At 43.8% G+C, this 21,851-nt stretch carries 16 protein-coding genes and 2 tRNA genes; 6 read left to right on the forward strand and 12 right to left on the reverse strand.

Annotated features, from left to right (window positions below; all coding sequences use genetic code 11):
- Positions 1 to 10: 10 nt before the first annotated feature.
- Genes CIK95_RS09175 through CIK95_RS09195 form a run of 5 tightly spaced genes read left to right on the forward strand, consistent with a single transcriptional unit; the run spans position 11 to position 5,460 of the window.
- Positions 11 to 730, forward strand: coding sequence for a cell division ATP-binding protein FtsE (locus tag CIK95_RS09175; RefSeq protein ID WP_022311445.1), 720 nt, complete (start codon positions 11 to 13; stop codon positions 728 to 730).
- A 44-nt stretch (positions 731 to 774) separates the two neighbouring features.
- Positions 775 to 2,097, forward strand: coding sequence for an aspartate kinase (locus CIK95_RS09180; RefSeq protein WP_094466843.1), 1,323 nt, complete (start codon positions 775 to 777; stop codon positions 2,095 to 2,097).
- Positions 2,098 to 2,132: 35 nt separating this feature from the next.
- Positions 2,133 to 3,290: a diaminopimelate decarboxylase gene (gene lysA / locus CIK95_RS09185; RefSeq protein ID WP_022311447.1), complete on the forward strand. Its 1,158-nt coding sequence runs from the start codon at positions 2,133 to 2,135 to the stop codon at positions 3,288 to 3,290.
- A complete protein-coding gene (locus tag CIK95_RS09190) occupies positions 3,287 to 4,429 on the forward strand; it encodes a glycosyltransferase (RefSeq protein ID WP_022311448.1) in 1,143 nt (380 codons plus the stop codon). The genes lysA and CIK95_RS09190 overlap by 4 nt, the downstream gene beginning before the upstream one ends.
- A complete protein-coding gene (locus CIK95_RS09195) occupies positions 4,426 to 5,460 on the forward strand; it encodes a hypothetical protein (RefSeq protein ID WP_022311449.1) in 1,035 nt (344 codons plus the stop codon). The genes CIK95_RS09190 and CIK95_RS09195 overlap by 4 nt, the downstream gene beginning before the upstream one ends.
- On the opposite strand, the gene CIK95_RS09200 is transcribed toward CIK95_RS09195, so the two are convergent.
- Positions 5,461 to 5,796: a cupin domain-containing protein gene (locus CIK95_RS09200; protein ID WP_094386873.1), complete on the reverse strand. Its 336-nt coding sequence runs from the start codon at positions 5,794 to 5,796 to the stop codon at positions 5,461 to 5,463.
- Between the two features lie 179 nt (positions 5,797 to 5,975).
- Here CIK95_RS09200 and CIK95_RS09205 point away from each other — a divergent pair, with 179 nt between their 5' ends.
- Entirely contained in the window at positions 5,976 to 11,090 is a 5,115-nt protein-coding gene (locus CIK95_RS09205) for a DUF4062 domain-containing protein (RefSeq protein ID WP_094466844.1), read from the forward strand.
- Between the two features lie 7 nt (positions 11,091 to 11,097).
- Here the strand turns inward: CIK95_RS09205 and CIK95_RS09210 are convergent, their stop codons facing one another.
- The 11 genes from CIK95_RS09210 to rimO form a co-directional block, all read right to left on the reverse strand.
- The gene (locus CIK95_RS09210) at positions 11,098 to 13,158 is read right to left on the reverse strand and encodes an AAA family ATPase (protein ID WP_022311452.1); all 2,061 of its coding nucleotides are present in this window, start codon (positions 13,156 to 13,158) and stop codon (positions 11,098 to 11,100) included.
- A gap of 390 nt (positions 13,159 to 13,548) precedes the next feature.
- The gene (locus CIK95_RS13315; RefSeq protein WP_173823497.1) at positions 13,549 to 13,707 is read right to left on the reverse strand and encodes a hypothetical protein; all 159 of its coding nucleotides are present in this window, start codon (positions 13,705 to 13,707) and stop codon (positions 13,549 to 13,551) included.
- A gap of 5 nt (positions 13,708 to 13,712) precedes the next feature.
- Entirely contained in the window at positions 13,713 to 14,600 is an 888-nt protein-coding gene (locus tag CIK95_RS09215; protein ID WP_094466845.1) for an RluA family pseudouridine synthase, read from the reverse strand.
- Between the two features lie 42 nt (positions 14,601 to 14,642).
- A complete protein-coding gene (locus CIK95_RS09220) occupies positions 14,643 to 17,207 on the reverse strand; it encodes an ATP-dependent Clp protease ATP-binding subunit (RefSeq protein ID WP_094421360.1) in 2,565 nt (854 codons plus the stop codon).
- A 115-nt stretch (positions 17,208 to 17,322) separates the two neighbouring features.
- Positions 17,323 to 17,395: transfer RNA gene (locus tag CIK95_RS09225), tRNA-Lys, on the reverse strand.
- A gap of 29 nt (positions 17,396 to 17,424) precedes the next feature.
- Positions 17,425 to 17,500, reverse strand: a tRNA-Lys gene (locus CIK95_RS09230).
- A gap of 487 nt (positions 17,501 to 17,987) precedes the next feature.
- Entirely contained in the window at positions 17,988 to 18,173 is a 186-nt protein-coding gene (locus CIK95_RS12885) for a hypothetical protein (RefSeq protein WP_144007793.1), read from the reverse strand.
- A gap of 74 nt (positions 18,174 to 18,247) precedes the next feature.
- Positions 18,248 to 18,892: a WG repeat-containing protein gene (locus tag CIK95_RS09240; protein WP_022311459.1), complete on the reverse strand. Its 645-nt coding sequence runs from the start codon at positions 18,890 to 18,892 to the stop codon at positions 18,248 to 18,250.
- A 53-nt stretch (positions 18,893 to 18,945) separates the two neighbouring features.
- Positions 18,946 to 20,244 carry an HU family DNA-binding protein gene (locus tag CIK95_RS09245; protein WP_094466846.1) on the reverse strand — a complete coding sequence of 433 codons (1,299 nt, stop codon included), beginning with the start codon at positions 20,242 to 20,244 and terminating at the stop codon, positions 18,946 to 18,948.
- Positions 20,237 to 20,530, reverse strand: coding sequence for an HU family DNA-binding protein (locus CIK95_RS09250; RefSeq protein ID WP_094387136.1), 294 nt, complete (start codon positions 20,528 to 20,530; stop codon positions 20,237 to 20,239). Before CIK95_RS09250 ends, CIK95_RS09245 begins: the two co-directional genes overlap by 8 nt.
- On the reverse strand, positions 20,527 to 21,837 hold the full coding sequence (gene rimO, locus CIK95_RS09255) for a 30S ribosomal protein S12 methylthiotransferase RimO (protein WP_094466847.1): 1,311 nt from the start codon (positions 21,835 to 21,837) through the stop codon (positions 20,527 to 20,529). The genes CIK95_RS09250 and rimO overlap by 4 nt, the downstream gene beginning before the upstream one ends.
- Between the last annotated feature and the right edge of the window lie 14 nt (positions 21,838 to 21,851).

A 21,851-nucleotide genomic window follows, 5' to 3' on the forward strand; every position in this document is an offset into this window, starting at 1 on the left:
TTAAGATATCATGCTAATAGAATATAATCACGTAAACATCTACCAACAAGATACTGTCATTCTTAAAGATGTCAATTTTGGCATCGACAAAGGTGAATTTGCCTATATCATCGGTAAGGTAGGTTCGGGCAAAAGTTCTTTGCTCAAGTCTCTCTATTGCGAACTCGACCTCTACAGTGAAGATTGCGAAAAAGCAGAAATACTTGGCCGCAACCTGTTAACATTACGCCGCAAGGATGTTCCGGAACTACGACGCCATTTGGGCATTATCTTCCAGGATTTCCAATTGCTTCATGACCGCTCTGTATATCAGAACCTTTTATTCGTTCTGAAAGCAACTGGTTGGAAAGACAAGGCGAAAGTAGAAGCACGTATAGATGAAGTTCTGGAAACTGTTGGTTTATCTGACAAAAAGAACAGCATGCCACACGAACTGTCTGGAGGAGAACAACAGCGCATCGTTGTTGCACGTGCGATGCTCAATCATCCCGACATCATCATCGCAGATGAACCGACGGGCAATCTGGATCCCGAGACAGCAGAATACATAGTACGTTTACTCAAGGATATCACCTTAACCGGAACGGCAGTGATTATGTCAACTCACAATATACAAATGCTCGACAAATTCCCCGGCATAGTATATCGTTGCCACGATGGAAGCGTCAAGGACGTAACAAGCGAATATAATAGTATGGATCTCAGTGAAGATGCCCAGACAACAGATTAAGTAATAGAAGTATAAACATATTTTTCAATTCAATACACAGTATTATGAAAGTAATGAAATTTGGAGGCACATCAGTAGGCTCTCCTGAAAGAATGAAGAATGTTGCACAACTTGTCACAAAGTCAAATGATCAGACATTTGTAGTTCTCTCAGCAATGAGTGGGACCACCAATAGCTTAGTCGAAATCAGCGACTACCTCTATAAGAAAAATCCTGAAGGGGCCAACGAGCATATTAATGCTCTCGAAAATACATATATGCGCCATGTGGAAACCCTTTATTCTACAGAAGAGTATAAAGAGAAAACACGTTCATTCCTTCGTGAAGAGTTTAACTATCTGCGTTCTTTCACCAAAGACCTGTTTACTTCATTTGAAGAGAAGTCCATCGTCGCTCAAGGTGAAATCATCAGCACCAATATGGTTGCCAACTATATGCAGGAGCAAGGATTCAACGTATGCCTGCTTAACGCCTTGGACTTTATGCGTACCGACAAAAATGTGGAGCCAGACCCACATTATATCAAGGAGAAGCTAACGGATATCATGAATGACCATCAAGGTCATCAAGTATATATCACACAGGGTTTTATCTGCCGTAACGCATACGGAGAAATAGATAATCTCCAAAGAGGAGGTAGTGATTACACTGCTTCACTGATAGGTGTATCACTTAACGCAGAAGAGATTCAGATATGGACCGACATTGATGGCATGCATAATAATGATCCACGTATCGTTGAGCACACGGAAGCCATCCCTCAGCTCAACTTTGAAGAAGCCGCAGAGTTGGCTTATTTCGGCGCAAAGATACTCCACCCTACCTGTGTGCAACCAGCCAAATACGCAAGTATTCCTGTTCGTCTGAAGAACACATTGGATCCAGATGCTCCCGGAACCATCATTGACAATGTAATCATGCATGGCAAGATAAAGGCGGTGGCAGCAAAAGATAACATTACAGCCATAAAAATCAAATCATCGAGAATGTTACTTGCTACAGGTTTCCTCCGCAAAGTGTTCGAAATATTTGAAAGCTACCAGACTCCTATTGACATGATTGCCACCAGTGAGGTAGGCGTGTCAATGAGCATTGATAATGCCGCGCATCTTATGGAAATTGTAGATGAGCTTAAGAAATACGGTACCGTAACCGTTGATTCAGACATGTGTATCATATGTGTCGTTGGTGATTTGGACTGGAACAACTTGGGATTCGAGTCGTTAGCAACTCATGCAATGAAGGATATTCCTGTACGCATGATTTCATATGGCGGTAGCAATTACAACATTTCATTCCTCATCAAGGAAGCTGACAAGAAGAGAGCTCTGCAGAACCTTAGCAAAGAACTCTTCAAACAAGCATAAGTAGTTAAAGGACATATTGAAAAAAATCAGGATAAGTGAAAGGAACATTTCCAATAGACAAGTTTCAAAGCATTGAGACACCATTCTATTATTATGATACAGAACTGCTCTGGCGCACCTTGAATGTAATACACAAAGAGGTTGAACGTTATGAGCGGTTTGAAGTACACTATGCGATAAAAGCCAATGCCAATCCCAAGTTGCTCAACATCATTTGTCAGGCAGGATTAGGAGCAGACTGTGTAAGCGGCGGTGAAATAGAGGCAGCAAGTAAAGCGGGCTTTCCTGCAAACAAGATTGTTTATGCGGGAGTCGGCAAGAGCGATTGGGAAATTCGTTTGGGCTTGGAGAAAGGCATATTTTGCTTTAATGTTGAGAGCTTGGCCGAACTTGAAATTATCCAGCAGCTTGCTGCGGAGATGAACACGAAGGCAAATATTTGTCTTCGCATCAACCCCGATGTAGGCGCACATACCCACGCCAACATCACCACAGGACTTGCTGAAAACAAATTTGGTATTGCCTTAGGCGATATGATGGACGTGATTGAGAAGGCGCATCTTATGTCCCATATACATATAATGGGATTACATTTCCATATCGGCTCCCAGATACTTGACATGGGCGATTTTGAAGCCTTGTGTAATCGCATCAACGACATCCAGAAGCAAATGGAGCAGCATAATATACGCATAGACGTAATTAACGTTGGAGGTGGATTGGGCATTGACTATGCCCACCCCAACCGCGTATCTATCCCTGATTTCAAGGCCTATTTTGAATGTTACGCCCGACATCTCAAGCTACGGCCATATCAGCATCTTCATTTTGAATTGGGACGTGCGGTCGTGGGGCAATGTGGAACTCTCATAGCTCGAACCCTTTATGTGAAGCAAGGGACACACAAACAGTTTGCAATAGTAGACGCAGGAATGACCGATTTAATCCGCCCTGCGCTCTATCAGGCTTATCACAAGATAGAAAACATCAGTAGCGAAGCTCCTCTTGCCACCTATGATGTTGTTGGCCCCATCTGCGAATCAAGCGACGTTTTTGCGAAATCCATTGATATCAATAGTGCTCATCGTGGTGACTTCATCGCCATCCGTAGCGCGGGAGCTTATGGGGAAGCTATGGCAAGCCATTATAATTGCCGACAACTACCTAAAGGATATATCTCTGAAGAATTATGATATTCGACACATTTTCTATAGTATGTAGTTTGGTCGCGTTGTTCATTCTGCTTCTCGCATGGCTTTTCAACCCATTCCGCCGAAGAATTTTCAATGCGGAAGCTAATGAAGACGCTACTGACAATCCCCCATTGTCGCTTGTCATCATAACTCAAGGCAATGCCCAAGCATTGGAGGAAAATCTCCCATTATGGTTAACTCAACGGTATAACGCAGATTTGCAAATAATCGTTGTTACCGACGAGGGTGACCATTATGCTGACGATGTATTAAAACGCATTGCTACAACGCATGATATTCACAGAACCTTCGTACCCCAAACGTCACGTTACATGAGCAGAACCAAACTGGCTGTAACTTTAGGTGTAAAAGCAGCACATCATCAAATGGTAATGCTTGTCAATGCAGATTGTAGTCCTGCTTCGGATTTAACCCTGGCACTATTGGTACAGGCCAACAACCCATCTTCCTGCACCATGGTCATGCCTCTATCCCATTACCAAGAGCCATGCAAAGGCTTTTATCAGTTTGAGCATCTACATCGTTCACTTTACTATATGCATTCTGCCGTAAGTGGTGCCGCTTATGGTTCCAATTCTAACAGCCTGCTATTCTGTAAAGACATGTTCATGCAAGGTCAAGGCTTCTTAGGAAGCCTACACCTTATAGGTGGAGAATATGAGATTCTCACGAATCGATATGCCACAAGAGAAGAGACAAGCGTATTTGTTAATCCTAAAGCGCAGCTCATCCAGCAAACGCCATCGCGCCATATTTGGCGTAACCGTGCAGTTGCTGCATGGGAAATTCGCCGTCATCTTAAGCATGGTTTTATTACTCGCTTGACCTATATCACTGATCAGATTGTACTCCATCTTTCCTATATCGCCCTCATAGGTTTGGCAGTTGCAAGCGGAATTACACAGCATTGGATTTCATTAGGAGTTGCAGCCTTTCTGTTTTTGTGTTTACTCTTTACACGCATTATCCAGGCCCGAAAAGTTATTAGGCAATTGGATATCAAGATAAATACTTTTCTTATTCCCATCTATGAACTTCGTATCATCTGGCACAATGCGATGACTGCCCTTTTGCACAAGTTTACTGATAAAATTGAATTTACTTGTCACAAATTATGAAGATTGGTCTTTATATTTCCTCCAGCTGTGCAAAGGATCCTTTGGCCTATGCATTTGCCAACCTGTTGAGTGAAGGTTTGGGCAACAGAGTCCAGACACTGACCCGTCATGACAAGTTGGACCCCACCTTAGACCTTGTTCATATTTTGGGAGGAAATGACCTTTATTCTTGTAGACTCATTTCTACGACAGCCAGCAAACACATTCCATCTCTATATTCCCCTTTGGGCGAAATCCTTCCTTGGACCAACACTCAATCATCTATGCGGTTTGTATTACAAAAAAGCATGATGAAATCATCTCAAGCCATCCATGCTTGGAGCAGAACAGAGCAGAATTACTTGGAACGTATCCTTCAATGCGTTGACTTGGTATTTATTCCCAATGCAGTTGTAACACGAACCATTAGCAAAGAAGACATGTGTGACAAGTTTATTAAACTTTACCAGAAGATAATAGACACACATGTTGAAATGGCTATAGACCGCGGTTTGCGCCAAGACGTCTATTCATTGCTTCAGATTGGCCTTGACTATAATTTACTACAAGACAAACCATTCATTGGAGGTGTCACTTCAAGAATACAGACATTTTCAGAAGAGCAATGGCGCCATATTATGCTTTATTCCTATGACCAAGGTATAATAGATTACATACACAACGCCTTGGAGAGGCTACAGATACGCATACCCCTAATGGACATCAGACAGATAAAAACATTTGACAATAGCATTAGGCAGGCAGATTGCAATGAGGAAACAATCCAAACTGGAAATGCTACTGACATTGTCTATGCCACAATATCTAAAATTATAGAAGACAAGAAAAGGGGCTGCCCTCTCCTATCCCGTTATGCTTCATGTTATAAATTATTACATAACGCAGATTATGATGAGGACAAATTGGTAGAGATGCTTAAACGCAATCACCTCTTTCAAAAGGCCAAAAAACTTATGACCGATATGCAAGAGATAACCGGTCTTAGCGAAGGTTTTATCCCTGCGCTTCTCTACTCTGTACCCAATAACTAATTACTTGTTGTGCTGTGGCACTATGGCCAAATACACCAAATCGTGATCGGTTAGGTTCTCCATATAGTGCGAATGTCCCTCTGGACAATAATGACATTGCCCTACTCTTACCACCTCCGTTGTATCATCATAGTGGAAAGTAGCCTCACCACTTAAAATATAGATTACCTCGCTGTTGCCATTGTGGGTATGCAAACCAGTAGACGAGCCAGGACGAAGAGTAGAATACATTATTTTTACATTATCATCTGAAAAACTTCGAGAATCCAAAGGCCCCTTACCGCCCTTGAAATTCATCGTACGACATTCTTTAATGTCATCAAAGTCAATTACCATACTGCAACTATTAATAAGATTTTGATGCAAAGTTATAAAAATGTATGTAGTCAACACAATGGTTGACCATATTTTTTGGAATTGCACCGAAGAAATAGCATAAATCATTTTCGGTTTTCAGAATAAATAAGTATTTTTGTAATGAAAGTTTACTTATTACCGAAACCAACATCATTTGTATGAGCACCAATACTGCCAAAAGACAGATTCGCGTTTTCTTGTCATCCACCTTTGCAGATATGCAGGACGAACGCAACTACCTTGTAAAAAAAGTATTCCCCATGATAAAGGCCGAATGTCATCGCCGTAACGTCAATTTCTCTGTTATTGATTTGAGATGGGGCGTTACTGAAGAAGATTCAAAAAGCGGCAAAGTAATAGAAATATGTATTGATGAGATAGAGCATACACGCCCATTCTTTATCGGAATGATTGGCGGAAGATATGGATGGATTCCAGGTGCCAACGGATATGGAGACAACAACCGTCTCTTGCAGAAATACCCATGGATAGAGAAGTATCTCAATAGCAATATGTCGATTACCGAAATAGAGATGCAATATGGGGCTCTGAAGAGCAAGACGCCCGTCAATGCAATGTTCTTCATCAGACAAGACAACTATATACCAGAGCAAAAACGAGAAACCGATAAAGTAAAGATCGAGAAGCTCAAAAGACTAAAGACCTGCATTGCAGAAGCCGAAAGTAAAGGACTCTGCAGTGCTACATCATATACTACTCCAAAGGATTTGGGGCGCAGAATATACAATCAGCTAATGGCCAAAATCAATGACCTCTACCCTGACGAGAATCTGGATTTCTATTCGATTGCCGATAAGCTACAGCGAGCTAAGGAAAATGAGTTAAGACAGGTCTATATTAATGGGCGTATTCCTGCTTTGTTTACAACTGCAGCTGATTTCGACACACATCGTCTTGTTATCGGTAAAAACGGAATGGGAAAAAGTGCATTTGTTGCGAATTATTATGCGGATACTACCAACGAGGGTGGAGTTGAAGGAATTTATTTGGCAGAAGATGAATATGGCTTTGGTTATGTAAATGACGAAAGAACACACGAAGAAGGATACACCGAACGATTTGTACCCATTATTCGCACCTATATAGATAACGACATCAACACCGTTGATAAGTGCTATCGCATGTTCTTGAAGAAACTTGGGCAGACTTGTCCAACTTTTGCCGACATTGACTTGTATGATGAGACACCCATTTCGCTTAAAGACATCTTTGAAAATGCACACTATAACGAGCGTATCCTTTGGATGCTTGATGGAGTTGACCGTCTTATTGGAGATGACGACCTCTCTATGGCATGGGTTAACCAACTGCCCAACCAAATCAGTCTTGTGGTCACGGCTACTGACGAAAAAATAAAACAAGCCTGTCGTTCAATGCAGCACTATGAACTATGCGATTTATCTTCTACGGATATCATAGAGATAACCAAACGTTATCTTGCCATCAAAGCCAAACATCTCGTAGACAATCAGTATCTGCACATTGCCCGATGCAACATACTAAGAAATCCCTCATTACTGATAATGTTTCTAAATGAACTTCAAGAATTTGGCATTTACGAAAGAGTTGACGAATACATTGACCATTACCTGTCTGCACGTGATGAAAACGACTTTTATAACCTTATTATTGAAGGAGTTGAAGAAGAGCACGGACGCGATTTGACTGCGCAAATTTTATGTCTTCTTGCCGTTACCCAAACTGGTCTGGCCGAAAATCTGTTGGCCAGCCATTTGTCATTGCCTCCTATAGAATGGGCAAGTCTTTATGGCGCGCTGCGGTTGCTTACCATTGACATCGACGGGCATATTATGCTCGCCAATCAATCTTTGCAGAAAGCTGTCATTCAACGTTACATCGACGATAGAGCTAAGAAAGAATCATTTATGCGCCAAGCCATAAAACTATTGGAGAAAGAAACCAACAACTTGGATAGGCAAAGTCGCCAACTGACAAAACGCCACAATGGCTTCTTGGGATTCATTCTCATCAATCTGTTGTTTGCCAACACTATCGAAGAACATTTCCAGAACTCCATTCGCCGCAATAACACTGAACTGGTAAAGCTCTACGCTGAGACCCAGGAATGGGGGAAATTATATCAACGCATCCGTTCGATAACCGCTTTATCTGATTTGAACATTCCTCCTACCGAACTCTATGGCCTTTATCCTGAATTGTACAAAGCTGGCTATCATGTCATATCCAGCCAGCTTTCGTGTTGGTCATTATACCGTCTGATACTTTTATCGTTTTTTGTTTCCCCAGAGAATTACCGATCTCAATTTATGACATTAATATCAGCTATCACGTTACCCTCAATGCTTCTGCCAGAAGACATACGCACCCGTGAAATCAACCGGATTGTTCGTAATGTCAATTGGGTACTTCTGCTCCCATGGGGAATGAAGAGAGAAATAAAGAATAACCTACGAAATTATGCTGTTGGACAACACTTCAACGACGATATTAATATTGAAGACACATGGAGTCCAGGACGCACAATAGATTATGTACAGACGCCGCTTCTGCTCAATAGTATAGAGACAATATTGGATACGAACCGCGTTGAGCATATACTACAACAGGCCAACATGATGTTAGACCATTATGAAGACGGCGATATGGAAAAAACTCTCTTTCAACTTATAGCAGCCCAATGCTATATACGATTGGAGAATAGAAAGGAAGCAGAAGACATGCTTGACACAGTGGCATATATTGATAAGTATGCCTTTATTATAACCAGAATTGAAATACTATTTGATTTGACCTTTAACGATTTGACAAATGCCCAAGAGATAGAGGATAAGATTATGAGTATGCGTGATGGCACCATCGAACAGTCAACACAAAAAGTAGATAGTGAGCGCTATATGTTCATCCTTCAAGTCAAATTAGGCAAGAGCCCAGATGTCCATCAATGTATGGAGCGGATGTGGAATCTTTTATCATCATGCACCTACGCCAACGAAATCGGCACACTCCAGCAATTGGCAGAACAGTTATTGATATTCAGGGAATATTACCTTGCGGCTACAGCTTACCTTGAACTTAACAATTACATCTCCCCCTCTTCTCCAGAGCTGAATGCATATTTCTATTCGCAGGCTGCAGATTGTTTCGATTCCGACAAAGAATATTACGAGGCATATAAGTCTTATACAAATGCTGCTGACGCATATAAGGCAGTTCATAATAACTCCAAATACCACCATTGCTCCTATCAGGCAGTCAGGCAATTATATCTTGGAGCCCATTATGTAGATTGTATCAATCTCTGTGAACAATCACTGGAAGCCAAGACAGTGAATGCATCTCACTACGCTGAAGACTTTTATAATATTATTGGCCTCTGCTCTTATAACATGATAAACAAGGTGAGTGGTGATAAGTCCAAAGCATATTACGACAAGGCCTTTGAAGCTTTTCTTAAAAGTTACGAATTGGCTGCTCTTGATGATGAGGCTGCAAAAACCATTGCTTTCAATCTGGTCAATTGCCTGATAGAATATCCCGATTATGCTACTGCTTCCCAACTTGACACATTGGAAGCATACAATGAGAAGATAAAAGATAAAGACGCAGAGAGTTACTATACAAACAAGTGCCAACTATTGACATTGAAGGGAAATAATCAGGAAGCCATCTTGACAGGAACCAAGGCAATGCAGGAAGGAGCATTTGATGAAACCAGATTGGCCCAGCTCAAAACCAAGAGTACAGACAAGAGAGTCAAGAAGGAGGGCATTGAGTATCTTTTGGATAGATTTATCCACTTGGTTAACAACAACTATACCAAGCCAGTTGATACAAAACTGTTAGAACACTACACCCGCCACTATTTTCAATTCATCACCAAAGAAGATTTCTATACAGCCTTACCTCTCATCGAAGACAATGATATCTCTTTGGCAGGTCTGCTTTATATGCAGTGTGTTGACCACTATATTCTTAGCGACCCTGAACCTACAGAGACATACGATGAAGTTTGGGTAAAATATCTGTCCTCCGTTCAAGCGTTTGATGAAAGACAGACTACCGACTATATAAAGCTGCATATCAAGATTAGATGCATAATACTAAATGGCAGGTACAATATAGACGAATGTGTTACTCAATACTTGTCTGAGATAAGGCAGATTCTGCCTGATTATCCCATAAGCAAGGCTATATTCCGTTTGTGTAGATACGAAGAATGGACTGAGACCATTGTCCGTGCCGTCATCGAAGCCATTACCCAATCTCCTCATTGTGAGGAAGAACTTGCCAAAGTCATCAGGAAGATTGATGAAGTAAGGCACTCATCGTCAGCGGATATCTTCATACTATTTATTGAAAAGACGGCAAAACTAATTCGCCAATATTCCGACACAACAGTTAAAGACAAGCGAACCGTTGGTCAGGTCATCATGCAACTGATATACAATATGGATATCAATGACATGAAGATGTTGACCCACCTTTACAATCTATGCGGGCTGCCTATAGTGCTACCTATACGCGATGAGGACTATAATGACATAGACGCCGTTATAGGCAAATATAACCAGTTGAAAAAGTCTCATCTTGAATATTATGTGCAACGAGAAGTTGCCGAAAAGCTACGGAAAGAATTGATATATCGTGGGCACTATCAAGAAGCATTGTCGGTTTGTAATGATTATGGAGCCAACGAACATCATGCCGACTTCATTACCAGCTACATCACCGATGCCGAATATGACAAGGCACAATGCCTCTTCCAGCAGGCAAAATACCAAGAGGCATTAAACATCTATCAGTATATACACAAGATAGCAGAAGAAAATGATGGCGAAAATGACCTTAGTGATTGGGATCATACTATTCGAGACGAAGCATTATGCCTCATTTATTGCAATAAAGAGCAAGAGGCTATCAAATTAATAAACAATCCTACTACGTCATATCCCTCTGATGATGGTCTCGCATGTATAAAGATTGTTGAGGCCATCGCCTATGTACACCGCCATCTGATGGCTGATGCGCAATCACTCTTTGAACAGGCTGCCAAAGAAGCAAACATCGAAGACGGTAAGGAGAACAATGAATGTCAAGACGATGCCGTGCTTCAATACTGCGCTCTATATTATATTGAAACAGCCCTTGCGTTGATTGAAAACAACGAGCACAGACTTGCGAAACAAGCCAAAGCTAAGGCTCTTAAATTCATGAGCAATTGCAATAGTGGGATATGCCAGAACAGAATGAGACTCATTGATGGCATCTGATTACAGATTATGCGAAGCCAATTTTAGGCTTCGCATAATTGTTACCGATAGTCAATTCATTATAGGCGGCTTCAATGTCTTCTGAGGTAATGGTTACCAGATAGTCTTGAGTAAACAGGTGAGAAGCCAGGACTCTGTTTGCAGTGTGGCAGATGGCCTTATCGGCAAACTGCTCAACCCATCGCGCATTGGCAAATCCATTGGTTTTATCCCTCAGGGTTTTGCCAATAGCGTCAGCCAAGGTTTCATTGGCACTGAGAGACAGTTTCAATCCTCTTGAAGCAATTCTCATTTGAGCAATCTCCTGCAGTTCCTCTGAACAGTAATCCTCAAAATGCAGATAGTGGGTAAATCGTCCTCTCAGTCCAGGATTGCTATCAAGCATCTTGTCCATTTCGTTCTGATAGCCAGCCATAATAATTATCATATCAGGGTTGGGCTGTGCCAAGACTGTTAGCAGACACTCTATCACTCTATTGCCGAAATCCGCTTTATCGCCTGCTCCGGTATTCAGAGAATAGGCTTCATCTATAAACAAGACATTGCCCTTTGCTTGCGCAAACAGATTTTGCATGTTATTTTCGGTGTCCCCCAAATATCTTCCAACTATGGTTCCGCGTTCTGCTGTTATGACATCACCTTTGGACAGCACGCCAAGAGAGTGGAATAGTTGACCTATTTTCTTGGCCACAGTGGTTTTGCCAGTACCTGGATTACCCGTAAATATCATGTGGTGATTGGAAACACAGGAAATATTGATTCCTTGTTGTTGACAAAGACGGGCATAACGTTCGAGAGAGGCCATATCTGCGACAACCTTCTTGACAGAAGTCAATCCGACCATACTGGACAGAGAATGCATGACGTCATCAACACTCAGGCTGGCTGTCTCGAACATACTCCAGTCAATATCGCGGCTATCTATCATCTGCAGTTGCATAGCCGATTGTGGCTCAACAACGCTATCTGTATTTGCTACACGCTTGACAAAACGCTCCGCCAGTCCCTTTGTGACAAAGCGCGAAAGCATAGATAGCGACAACTTGGGTAGAGTGTTCTGTAATGACCGAAGCAGCAGCCCTATATTCAATTCATTCAATGCATCTGAAGACAAACGCAAGTCCATTTTCCTCAGTTCGCATTGCACTCCCGACAGGAATTCTTTAACGTTCATGGGCTGCAATTCCAAGTGGTTTTGCTCATCGATTTTGGCAATCAACGTAGGATACTTTTCACCAAGCAGGGTAATTTCTGCCTTCGTTCCAACGAAGATAAAGCCAATGTCGCCATTCACTTTCATACGCGACTCTATCATTTTGGCTAAAGACGCTCCTGCTCCCCAGAGCAGACTGCCGATGTGGTGCAGAATATAGAAAGTCTGATTAGATTCAAAATACTTATCAGCGGTTTGAAATAAATTGGAGCCATTGCCCTCTTCAATGACAGAAGACAAATCGACATCGCTTACATTCCATGTCATGTCTACAATCTTAGCAAAGTTCTGCAAAGGATTTGTCAGATACTGAGCATCATCGCTGCTCACTGTAAAGTTAAGGCAAGGGCGCACATCCTTCAGATTCATGATATAACGACGCTCATTGAACATTTTCCATCGAAACAGTTCTATGGCACGCTGCTTGATTGGAGTTATCCCAGGATAATCTCCAAGTTTATCCCATTCCAACTGGTAAAACTCTTTGCGCGAGAGCTGCTCTACGACTATACTTTCCATCATGGCATGGGTAAGCGTAGTGGTCGTAAGATTGCTTACGCTGTCATCGGCAGACAGGTTGTAGGATATTTTGGCCACAGCCCGGTCATTGCATGTCAAGATTGCAAAATAATCGTTTGATAGCATGGCATATCGCGACTCACATCGGATGAGCAGACGGTTACGCTTTATACCAATGCGCTGAGGCTGGAAGTCGTTGACATAACACATAAGTGTATGGTCATAATTAGAGATTGAATACTTGTCGCCTCTATTGAGATGAGAGGCAAACGTAATGTCATAATAAACATGGAAGGAGTCGGATAATACGACTCTAACAGATACAATATCAGTCATAATAACAAATGATTAAATGAATAAAGTGAAATTTATAAAATATGAAACGGCCTTCCGTTTCATGGTGTATCAATAAACCAATGAACGCGTACAACAATCCCTTTCAGTTATCTGGACCTATATGAATTTTACTTCATATTCATGGCCACGAGAAACCGAATAGAATGTTTGCTTGCATTGATTTATCTTTAATCTTTGTTATTGTGTTTTTTGACTTTACCGTCAATATTCGTTGCAAAGGTAATGATTTTTGTTTAACTGCCAAATATTTTCAGTATATTTTTGCACAGAACACAGGATGAGCCCCCTAATAATAAATAATGTGGGTGTGCCCAAACAATGGACATGCCCACATTATGTATGATAATCTATAAACCTACAATTAGGCACCTATGACCTGAAGTAGGCAAAATAGATATAAGCCAGAATGCCTACGATTATTGCCAGAATGGCTGTCTTGATTAGGCAACCTGTTATCTTTTTGATTACTATCACGCCCACGACTACAGCAATGAGAATGAAGATAAAATAGGTGAAATTAATATCCATATCGTTTATTTGAAGAGTTTTCTAAATTGTGTGGGTATCATTGTTTCAAACTCCATCCGCTCGTGTGTCACGGGATGATAGAAGCACAGTACGTAAGCGTGAAGACACAATCGGCCGAGCGGGTCGTCGCCATTACCGTATTTGACATCACCACATACCGGATGTCCCATGTCTGCAGAGTGAACACGTATCTGATTCTTGCGCCCTGTCTCCAATTGGTACTCTACCAAAGAATGTTCAGTAGTACGGTTCAATACATAGAAATGGGTAACAGCATATTTGCCACCATTGTCGGTAGGCGATGAATAGGTCACGTAGTTCTTGTTGTCCTTCAGCCAATTGGCAATAGTACCCTCGTTGTCTTCCATCTCACCAGAAACAACGGCAACATAGCGACGGTCATATACGATATTATGCCAATCATGTTCCAGTATCTGCTCCGTCTGCATATCTTTGGCATAAATCATCAGACCAGATGTTTCACGGTCCAGTCGATGGACGACATGAGCAGTGCAGCGTTGGCGTGTACGACGGAAATAATCATCCAATATTGTTTTGACATTGAGCGAAGAATGACCAGCTGCCATACTCAGTATGCCCACGTTTTTCTCTATCACGACAAGGTACTTGTCTTCATAGACGATACTGAGATAGCGGCTTTTGAACTGGTCGTTCTTTTTTGAACGGCTGATTGAAATCTTATCTCCTTTATGGATGGGGAAGTCAAATTGGGTTACTTGCTTGCCATTGACTTTTATGCCACGCCCCTGCAGAGTCGCCTTGACTTTAGAGCGGCTCTCTTTAAGGTTGGCAAGGAGCCATGAGAGCAACGTATCATCTTCTTGCGCCACATATTGGGCATAATCGTTCTTCTTGTTATAATTGTTTATCATCTGTTTGCTTTTGAACAGTTAATGTCTCAATATTCGGTGCGCTTATGATGGCTGCGCGGTATCTGCATTGTTTTCGGTTTCGACCGTAAACGAGAGCTCATCTTTATCCGTAATCTTGTCTATGACTATCGTCTGACCGGGGGTGAACTCTTCTGAAATCAACGCTTCCGACAGTTTGTCCTCTATATAGGTCTGTATGGCTCGTCTCAATGGGCGTGCGCCAAACTGCACATCATATCCATGGTTGGCGACAAACGACTTGGCTGCATCGGTTATGCTAAGACGATAGCCCATTGACAGGAGGCGTTCAGACAAGTCGGCAAGCTGAATGTCAACGATTTTCTCGAGAGCTTCAATGCTTAACTGGTCGAAGGTGATGACATCATCAAGACGATTGAGGAACTCGGGGGCAAACTGCTTGCTCAAGCTCTTCATGATGATATCGCGCGCATACCTCTTATCATCCTCGTCAAGGTCAGCGCCCAAGATATTACGCTTGGAGAAGCCAATGCCACGACCAAAGTCTTTCAGTTGGCGCGTTCCGGCATTTGAGGTCATAATAATAATGGTATTGCGAAAATCTACGAGACGACCATTGCCATCGGTAAGACGACCCTCGTCGAGCACCTGTAACAACATGTTGAAAACATTGGAATGGGCCTTTTCAATCTCATCGAGCAAAACGACTGAATAGGGATGACGACGCACTTTCTCGGACAACTGGCCGCCCTCATTATAACCTACATATCCGGGAGGAGCTCCAACCAGTCTGGAAGTGGTGAAGCTCTCGGCATATTCGCTCATATCTATGCGTATGAGAGAGTCGGTAGAACCAAACAAGTGCTCAGCTATCTTCTTGGCCAAATGGGTCTTGCCGACACCGGTTGGACCGAGGAACATAAAGACGCCAATAGGCTGGTTGGGCGACTTCAGCCCCACCCTATTGCGCATGATGGCTTTGGAAACCTTTTCCACAGCTTCATCCTGCGCTATTACGGTCTGCTTGAGTGTGGCAGCCAGCGTCTTCAACTGTGCGGTCTCGCCTTCAGAGATGCGCCGAACGGGCACACCGGTCATCGTGGCGACAACCTCTGCGATGTCTGCTTCGCTTACCTTTTCCCTTTGTTCGCTTTCTCCAGACATCCACTTGCTGCGCATATCCGCCAATTCCTTTTCCAAGACCAATTCCCGGTCACGATAGCTTATTGCCAACTCAAAGTTCTGCTTCTTAGCAGCACTCTGCTTCTTGTCCTTAATCTCGGCCAGCTCCTTTTGAGCCTGTCGGATTTCGGCAGGGATGGTGGCATGAGACAAATGCACATGGGAGCCGGCCTCGTCCAAGACATCGATTGCCTTGTCGGGGAAACTACGGTCACTTATATATCTATCGGCAAGACGGACACACGCTTTGAGGGCCTCGTCGGTATATTCGACATGGTGATGCTCCTCGTAGCGAGACTTGATATTCTGCAGGATACACAGGGTGTCTTCTGCAGATGTCGGCTCGACCAGAACCTTTTGGAACCTGCGCTCCAAGGCTCCGTCCTTCTCTATGGAGTTGCGATATTCGTCAAAGGTGGTGGCGCCGATACACTGTATGGTGCCGCGCGCCAAAGCCGGCTTCATGATGTTGGCGGCATCCATGCTACCCGGTGTGCTGCCCGCGCCAATCATCGTGTGTATCTCATCGATGAAGACGATTATGTCTGGATTGTTCTCCAGTTCCTTCAGCAATGCACGGATGCGTTCTTCAAACTGACCTCTGTATTTGGTTCCGGCTACGATTGCAGTCAAGTCAAGATTAATCAGACGCTTGTTGAACAACAGCGGCGAAGTCTTCTGCTCGACTATCATCTGTGCCAAGCCTTCTACGATGGCACTTTTACCTACGCCTGGCTCTCCGATGAGTATGGGATTGTTCTTTTTACGCCGACAGAGAATTTCGGTGACGCGCAGAATTTGCTCATCGCGCCCTACCACGGGGTCAAGTTTGCCCTCGGCTGCAGCGCGGGTCAGGTCTACAGAGAAGTTGTCTATGACGGGAGTGCCTCCCATAGCGTCCTTGCCCTTGGTGGCAGCAGCCGTGTCACGGTCAGAACGATTGTCGTATTCAGGAGTTTCTCCTTCATCGTCATCAGACATGAAAAGTCCGTCTACAGGACCACTATTGGTTTTTTGAGCCAAATAGTTCTGCATATCTTCGTATTTTATATTGTTGTCATTGAGAATTTCCTTAGCAGCGGTGTGAGCCTTGTCATGCAGGATAGCAAGCAGCACATGGTGGACATCCACCATCTGGCTATGCTGCAAACGGGCTTCCAAGACAGCCAACCTCAATATATTACTGGCCTGCTCGGTGAGCGATATCTCGCTGTCTGAGGCTGACTCGTAGCGATACTCGTCAATGATGCGATGCTCAACAGTCTCTTTCAAAGATGTATAGTTTATATTGAGATGTTTCAGAAATTCTGCAGCTTTACCACTATCGTCATGCAAAACGCCCAACAGTATATGCTCCGGACAGATGGCCTGGCTGGAAAGCCTGTCAGCCTCCTTGCGAGCAAATACCAATAAATCAGATACTTTTTGTGAAAACAGATTATTCATATATGCGTTTCGATTCCCTTTTTATTAATTGTTATGCAAAATTACACATTCATTATTGAATATGCAAAAAGCGTACCAAAAAAAAGAGATAATCTTTGTCAGATTATCTCTTTTGTACACCCTTAGGGGTTCGAACCCTAGACCCACTGATTAAGAGTCAGTTGCTCTACCAACTGAGCTAAGGGTGCAAGTGGAAAGTGCAAAATGATTTGTCTTGTGGTACACCCTTAGGGATTCGAACCCTAGACCCACTGATTAAGAGTCAGTTGCTCTACCAACTGAGCTAAGGGTGCTCATGTTTTGACTTTCCTTATTTGCGAGTGCAAAGGTACGACTTATTTTGGTAACCACAAAATTTTTCAGAACATATTTTTGAAAAAATATCAGTATTCGTGAGGCTTGGGCATCATTATACCATTGTGCGTTTGGCATACATGGATGCCATTATCATGCGAACATATTAATAATTAATTTGTTAGACACCACCAAACCTCATCTGCAGGCACAATGCTTACCATAGGCTGCATAAAAGTCACATTCGGCACTGCTAAGAAGACATAGACAATATCCTGGCCATACCCCCCGGCTCCCCTATCCTACGACATCTCTCCCAAATGCATGTTTTTCTTGGTTTCAAAGTTTGAAACTAACAAATCAAGGTGCGAAATGATAAAATCGAACTTTGATTTTATGGTTTCATACCTCGAACATGGAGATTATATCATCACGGCACTTTTCCAACCGTTCCGGCACAAGTCGCTACCGACCGGCAGAGACATACTATGGAACAAGGGCGAAGGAGAAACCAGGCGCAAGCAGTCCTTTTACCGCGACGCGACGGTGGAATTGCTCGGCGTTGCAATCATCAAAACTGATGTGACGAATCACGATGACAACGGTCGGCCTGACAATAACCCAGAAAACGACCTTGCCCGATATAAAATTATCAACTATATATTCAGGCATACTGATGTATGGCCTAAAATATATAGTTGATAGTCACGATGCCGATGAAATCGGCGAAACAGCTGCCAGCCGTATTATAATAAGGTAACCTTGCCATCCTTTACAGCCTCAAAGTACGGAGGCTCTTCGCGGAGGGTAATGTCATCGTAGATGAAGTCGGCATAAATGGTATCTTTACGGTCTGGAAGCACCAAACCCATCTTGCCGTCTTTCTGGGCTATAATAGGCATTGTGCGCAAATCATCTACATAGACGTAAGGAGTACGCAAGAAATCATATTGAGCCTTCAATATCACCTTACCCGTATGGTCAAGAATGCCATATTTGCCATTCTCTTCATATATCTGATGATACTGGATATATTTGCTTTTGATACGGGCGAGATAGAAGTTCACCCTTTGTTTGTCGTTGATAAATTCGAGCATATAGCTGAACGTGTCGCAATAGTTGGCAATGGCTCTTGCCAGCACGACCTTGAGATCGAGGCCGTCAAGCACCTTGCGGTTCAGGTCTATATATCGGGCTATAGCCTGTTCGCGTTGTTCGGTATTGAGGTGGGCCAGCTGCTCTTCAAAGCGATGCATCATGGCAAGCGTGCCAGACATACCTTTGATGTAACGGTGTATCTGGCGTCCCATCTCGACACAGACGAACTTGTCTATCTGCTGCTGCTCAATGGGGTCGCTATATTGCTTTTCAAAATTCTCTTGAGTTATCATATTCTATACACTAAGTTTCATCAAAATTACCAATAATTCTTGTAAGGAGCAAACTATCTCCGCTTTATTTTAAGTTCGGGAATCTTAATCATCTGTCCTTCCTTGACTTCACGCGTGCCATTTATCGCCTCTACATAACACTCCATGCCCGGACCAAGATAATACTTGCTAATCGATGCGAGGGTCTGCCCGGCACGAACTTTTACGGTCGTTTTTACACCTATTATATTATAGGCTCCAGTGCGCACTCGGGCATCATTGTTATACTCGGTCATGGGCTGAGACTCGGCTGCAGGCTTGTCTTCTTTTTTTGCTGCCACATGCTTGGTGCTGTCCTTATGCTGCTGCTCGACCGCTGGCTGCTGCTCGTCAACCTTGACGGGAACCGTATCTTTGGCAGTGGATTGTGGATTGGCTACAACGGCAACCTGAGGCGTCGTGGCCGTATTGGCGAGACGAGCAAAAGAACTGAAGTTGGTAAATATATAATAACCACCGCCAATGACCAAAATCAATACAACCACGACGGCGATGCCTATCAGAAGCATAAGGTGATGGGAACGCTCCAACTGTTCACGCAGGAGGTCGTTAGCTTCAGACAGTTGTTCGTTCTGCTTGCGCAAGACTTCGCTAAGCATTTTGGCACTGTCATCAACCACAGTGACGGGCATGGGCGTAGGCTCGACCGCTTCAACGGCGGGTACCTCTACAGGTTCGGGAACAGTTTCTATATTTTCTGCCTTGGCATCTTCCTTTTCCGGTTGACAAGCAGGGGCTGCCTCCTGGGACTCAGAGGTATCTTCTCCCACTTCCTCTGCCTCTTCCACCGCTTGCGCGGCGCCTTCTATCGCTTCGTCAATCTGCGGCGTTTGCGGTTCTGCGACGGTCTTTGGTTCTTCGACCTCGGGATTTACCTGTGATTGAGTCTCAACAGGCAAAGGTTCAACGCTATGTGCAGCAGTTTCAGGCTCTTCCACATCAGTCTCGCTTTGTGACAGATTAGCGGCTTCGTCTATAGCGGTAAAGTCAACTCCTTCATTGACCATCACGGTTTCAAACTGCGCAAATGGGCGGTTAACCAAATCTCGAAGGGTTGTATCTGGGGTAAAGGAAATCTTGTCACGGCCGGAAATCTCGATAGATTCGCCAGTATTGACATCAACGCTCTTGCGGGCACTGACTGACACCACCTTGAATGTGCCAAGCCCTTTGACCTTTACCATCTTTTCATCACGGAGGCTGTCGCAGAGGACGTCAAAGAAACTCTCGACAAACGCAAGAGCTGCCTCGGAATCAAGTTTGCGCTTCTTGGCAAGAATGGTTGCCAGCTCCTTTATGCCAACTTTACTCATCGCTTCCTCCTCCGTATTTTAATTGTTCCTTAACCGATGCTGCGGGCTTGAATCCCAAAACAAGTTTAGGGGGAACCAGCATGCGCACACCCGACGAAGGGTTGACAACAACGCGCTCCAAACGTTTCTTTACCTCAAACGACCCGAAAGACGGAATGGAAACGACTTCACCTTCGCCAAAACAGTTGGCCATCTCGTCAATAAGCGAATTAACCAACCGCTGTGTATCGGTCTGGGTATATCCGCTGCGTTGTGACAGAGCTGCAATAAATTCCTTGTTGTTCATACTACTTCACCATACAAATCAAACTCGTCGGAGTCTGTAATCCTTACTTGATAGAAACGGCCTACACGCAATGGGCGTAACGCACGAATGAGAACTTCGGGGTCAACTTCGGGCGAACAGAACTCTGTGCGGCCTATATAATAGCCACCCTCCTTGCGGTCAATAATCACTTGCATGACACGTCCAACCTTGGCGGCCTCAATCTCTTCACTTATATCCTGCTGCACGGCCATAAGCTGGGCAAGTCGCTGCTCCTTGACCTCGGGTGCAACATCGTCGGCATAGTGCTGGGCACTATATGTCCCCTCTTCTTCTGAATAAGCAAAGGCGCCCATCCTTTCAAAGCGTGCCAAACGCACAAACTCGACAAGTTCATTGAAATCTTCATCGGTTTCACCTGGAAATCCGACCATGAGCGTGGTACGCAAATGAATACCAGGCACGCGCTGGCGGATGGCCTTTACGAGGTCGATGGTTTCCTGCTTGGAGACATTGCGGTGCATGCGCTCAAGCATGTGGTCGGATATATGCTGTAGGGCGATATCGAGATATTTGCAGACGTTGTCGTGTCGGGCCATCACATCAAGCAGCTCCATTGGGAACTGATTGGGATAGGCATAATGGAGACGAATCCATTTGACGCCATTGATATTGGCAATGTCCTCTATCAAATCTGCAATATGACGCTTGCCATCGATATCTACGCCATAGTAAGTCAATTCCTGCTCAATAATCTGAAACTCGCAGGTGCCACCGGCAACAAGCGAACGTATCTCATCCAAGATTTCCTGCTTAGGACGCGAATGATGCTTGCCGGTAATAAGCGGGATAGCACAATAGGCACAACGACGGTCGCATCCTTCAGCTATTTTGACATAAGCATAATGGTGAGGGGTGGTAAGATGGCGAACCGGAAGCGAATCGGGACCAGCCAGAACGGAACCCTCAGCCGGACCTAAGTCGGCAATCAACTGATTGAAATTGAATTTGCCATAATACTTGTCCACTTCAGGAATTTCGGCCTCAAGGTCATCCAGATATCGCTGCGAAAGGCAGCCCATAACATAGAGGCGTGACAACTTGCCCTGCTGCTTACGCTGGGCATATTCCAATATCATATTGACGCTCTCTTCCTTGGCATCGCCAATAAAGCCGCAAGTATTGATTACGGCAATCTCGCCCGAAGGATGCTTAGGGTCGTGCGTACAATGATAGCCGTTGGACTCCAGCCGACGCATCAGGCTCTCTGAATCCACCAGATTCTTGGAGCATCCCATGGTGATGAAGTCGATATGATTCTTTTTCATGTTACTCCTGACTG

Source organism: Prevotella sp. P5-108, from assembly GCF_002251385.1.
Lineage (GTDB): Bacteria > Bacteroidota > Bacteroidia > Bacteroidales > Bacteroidaceae > Prevotella.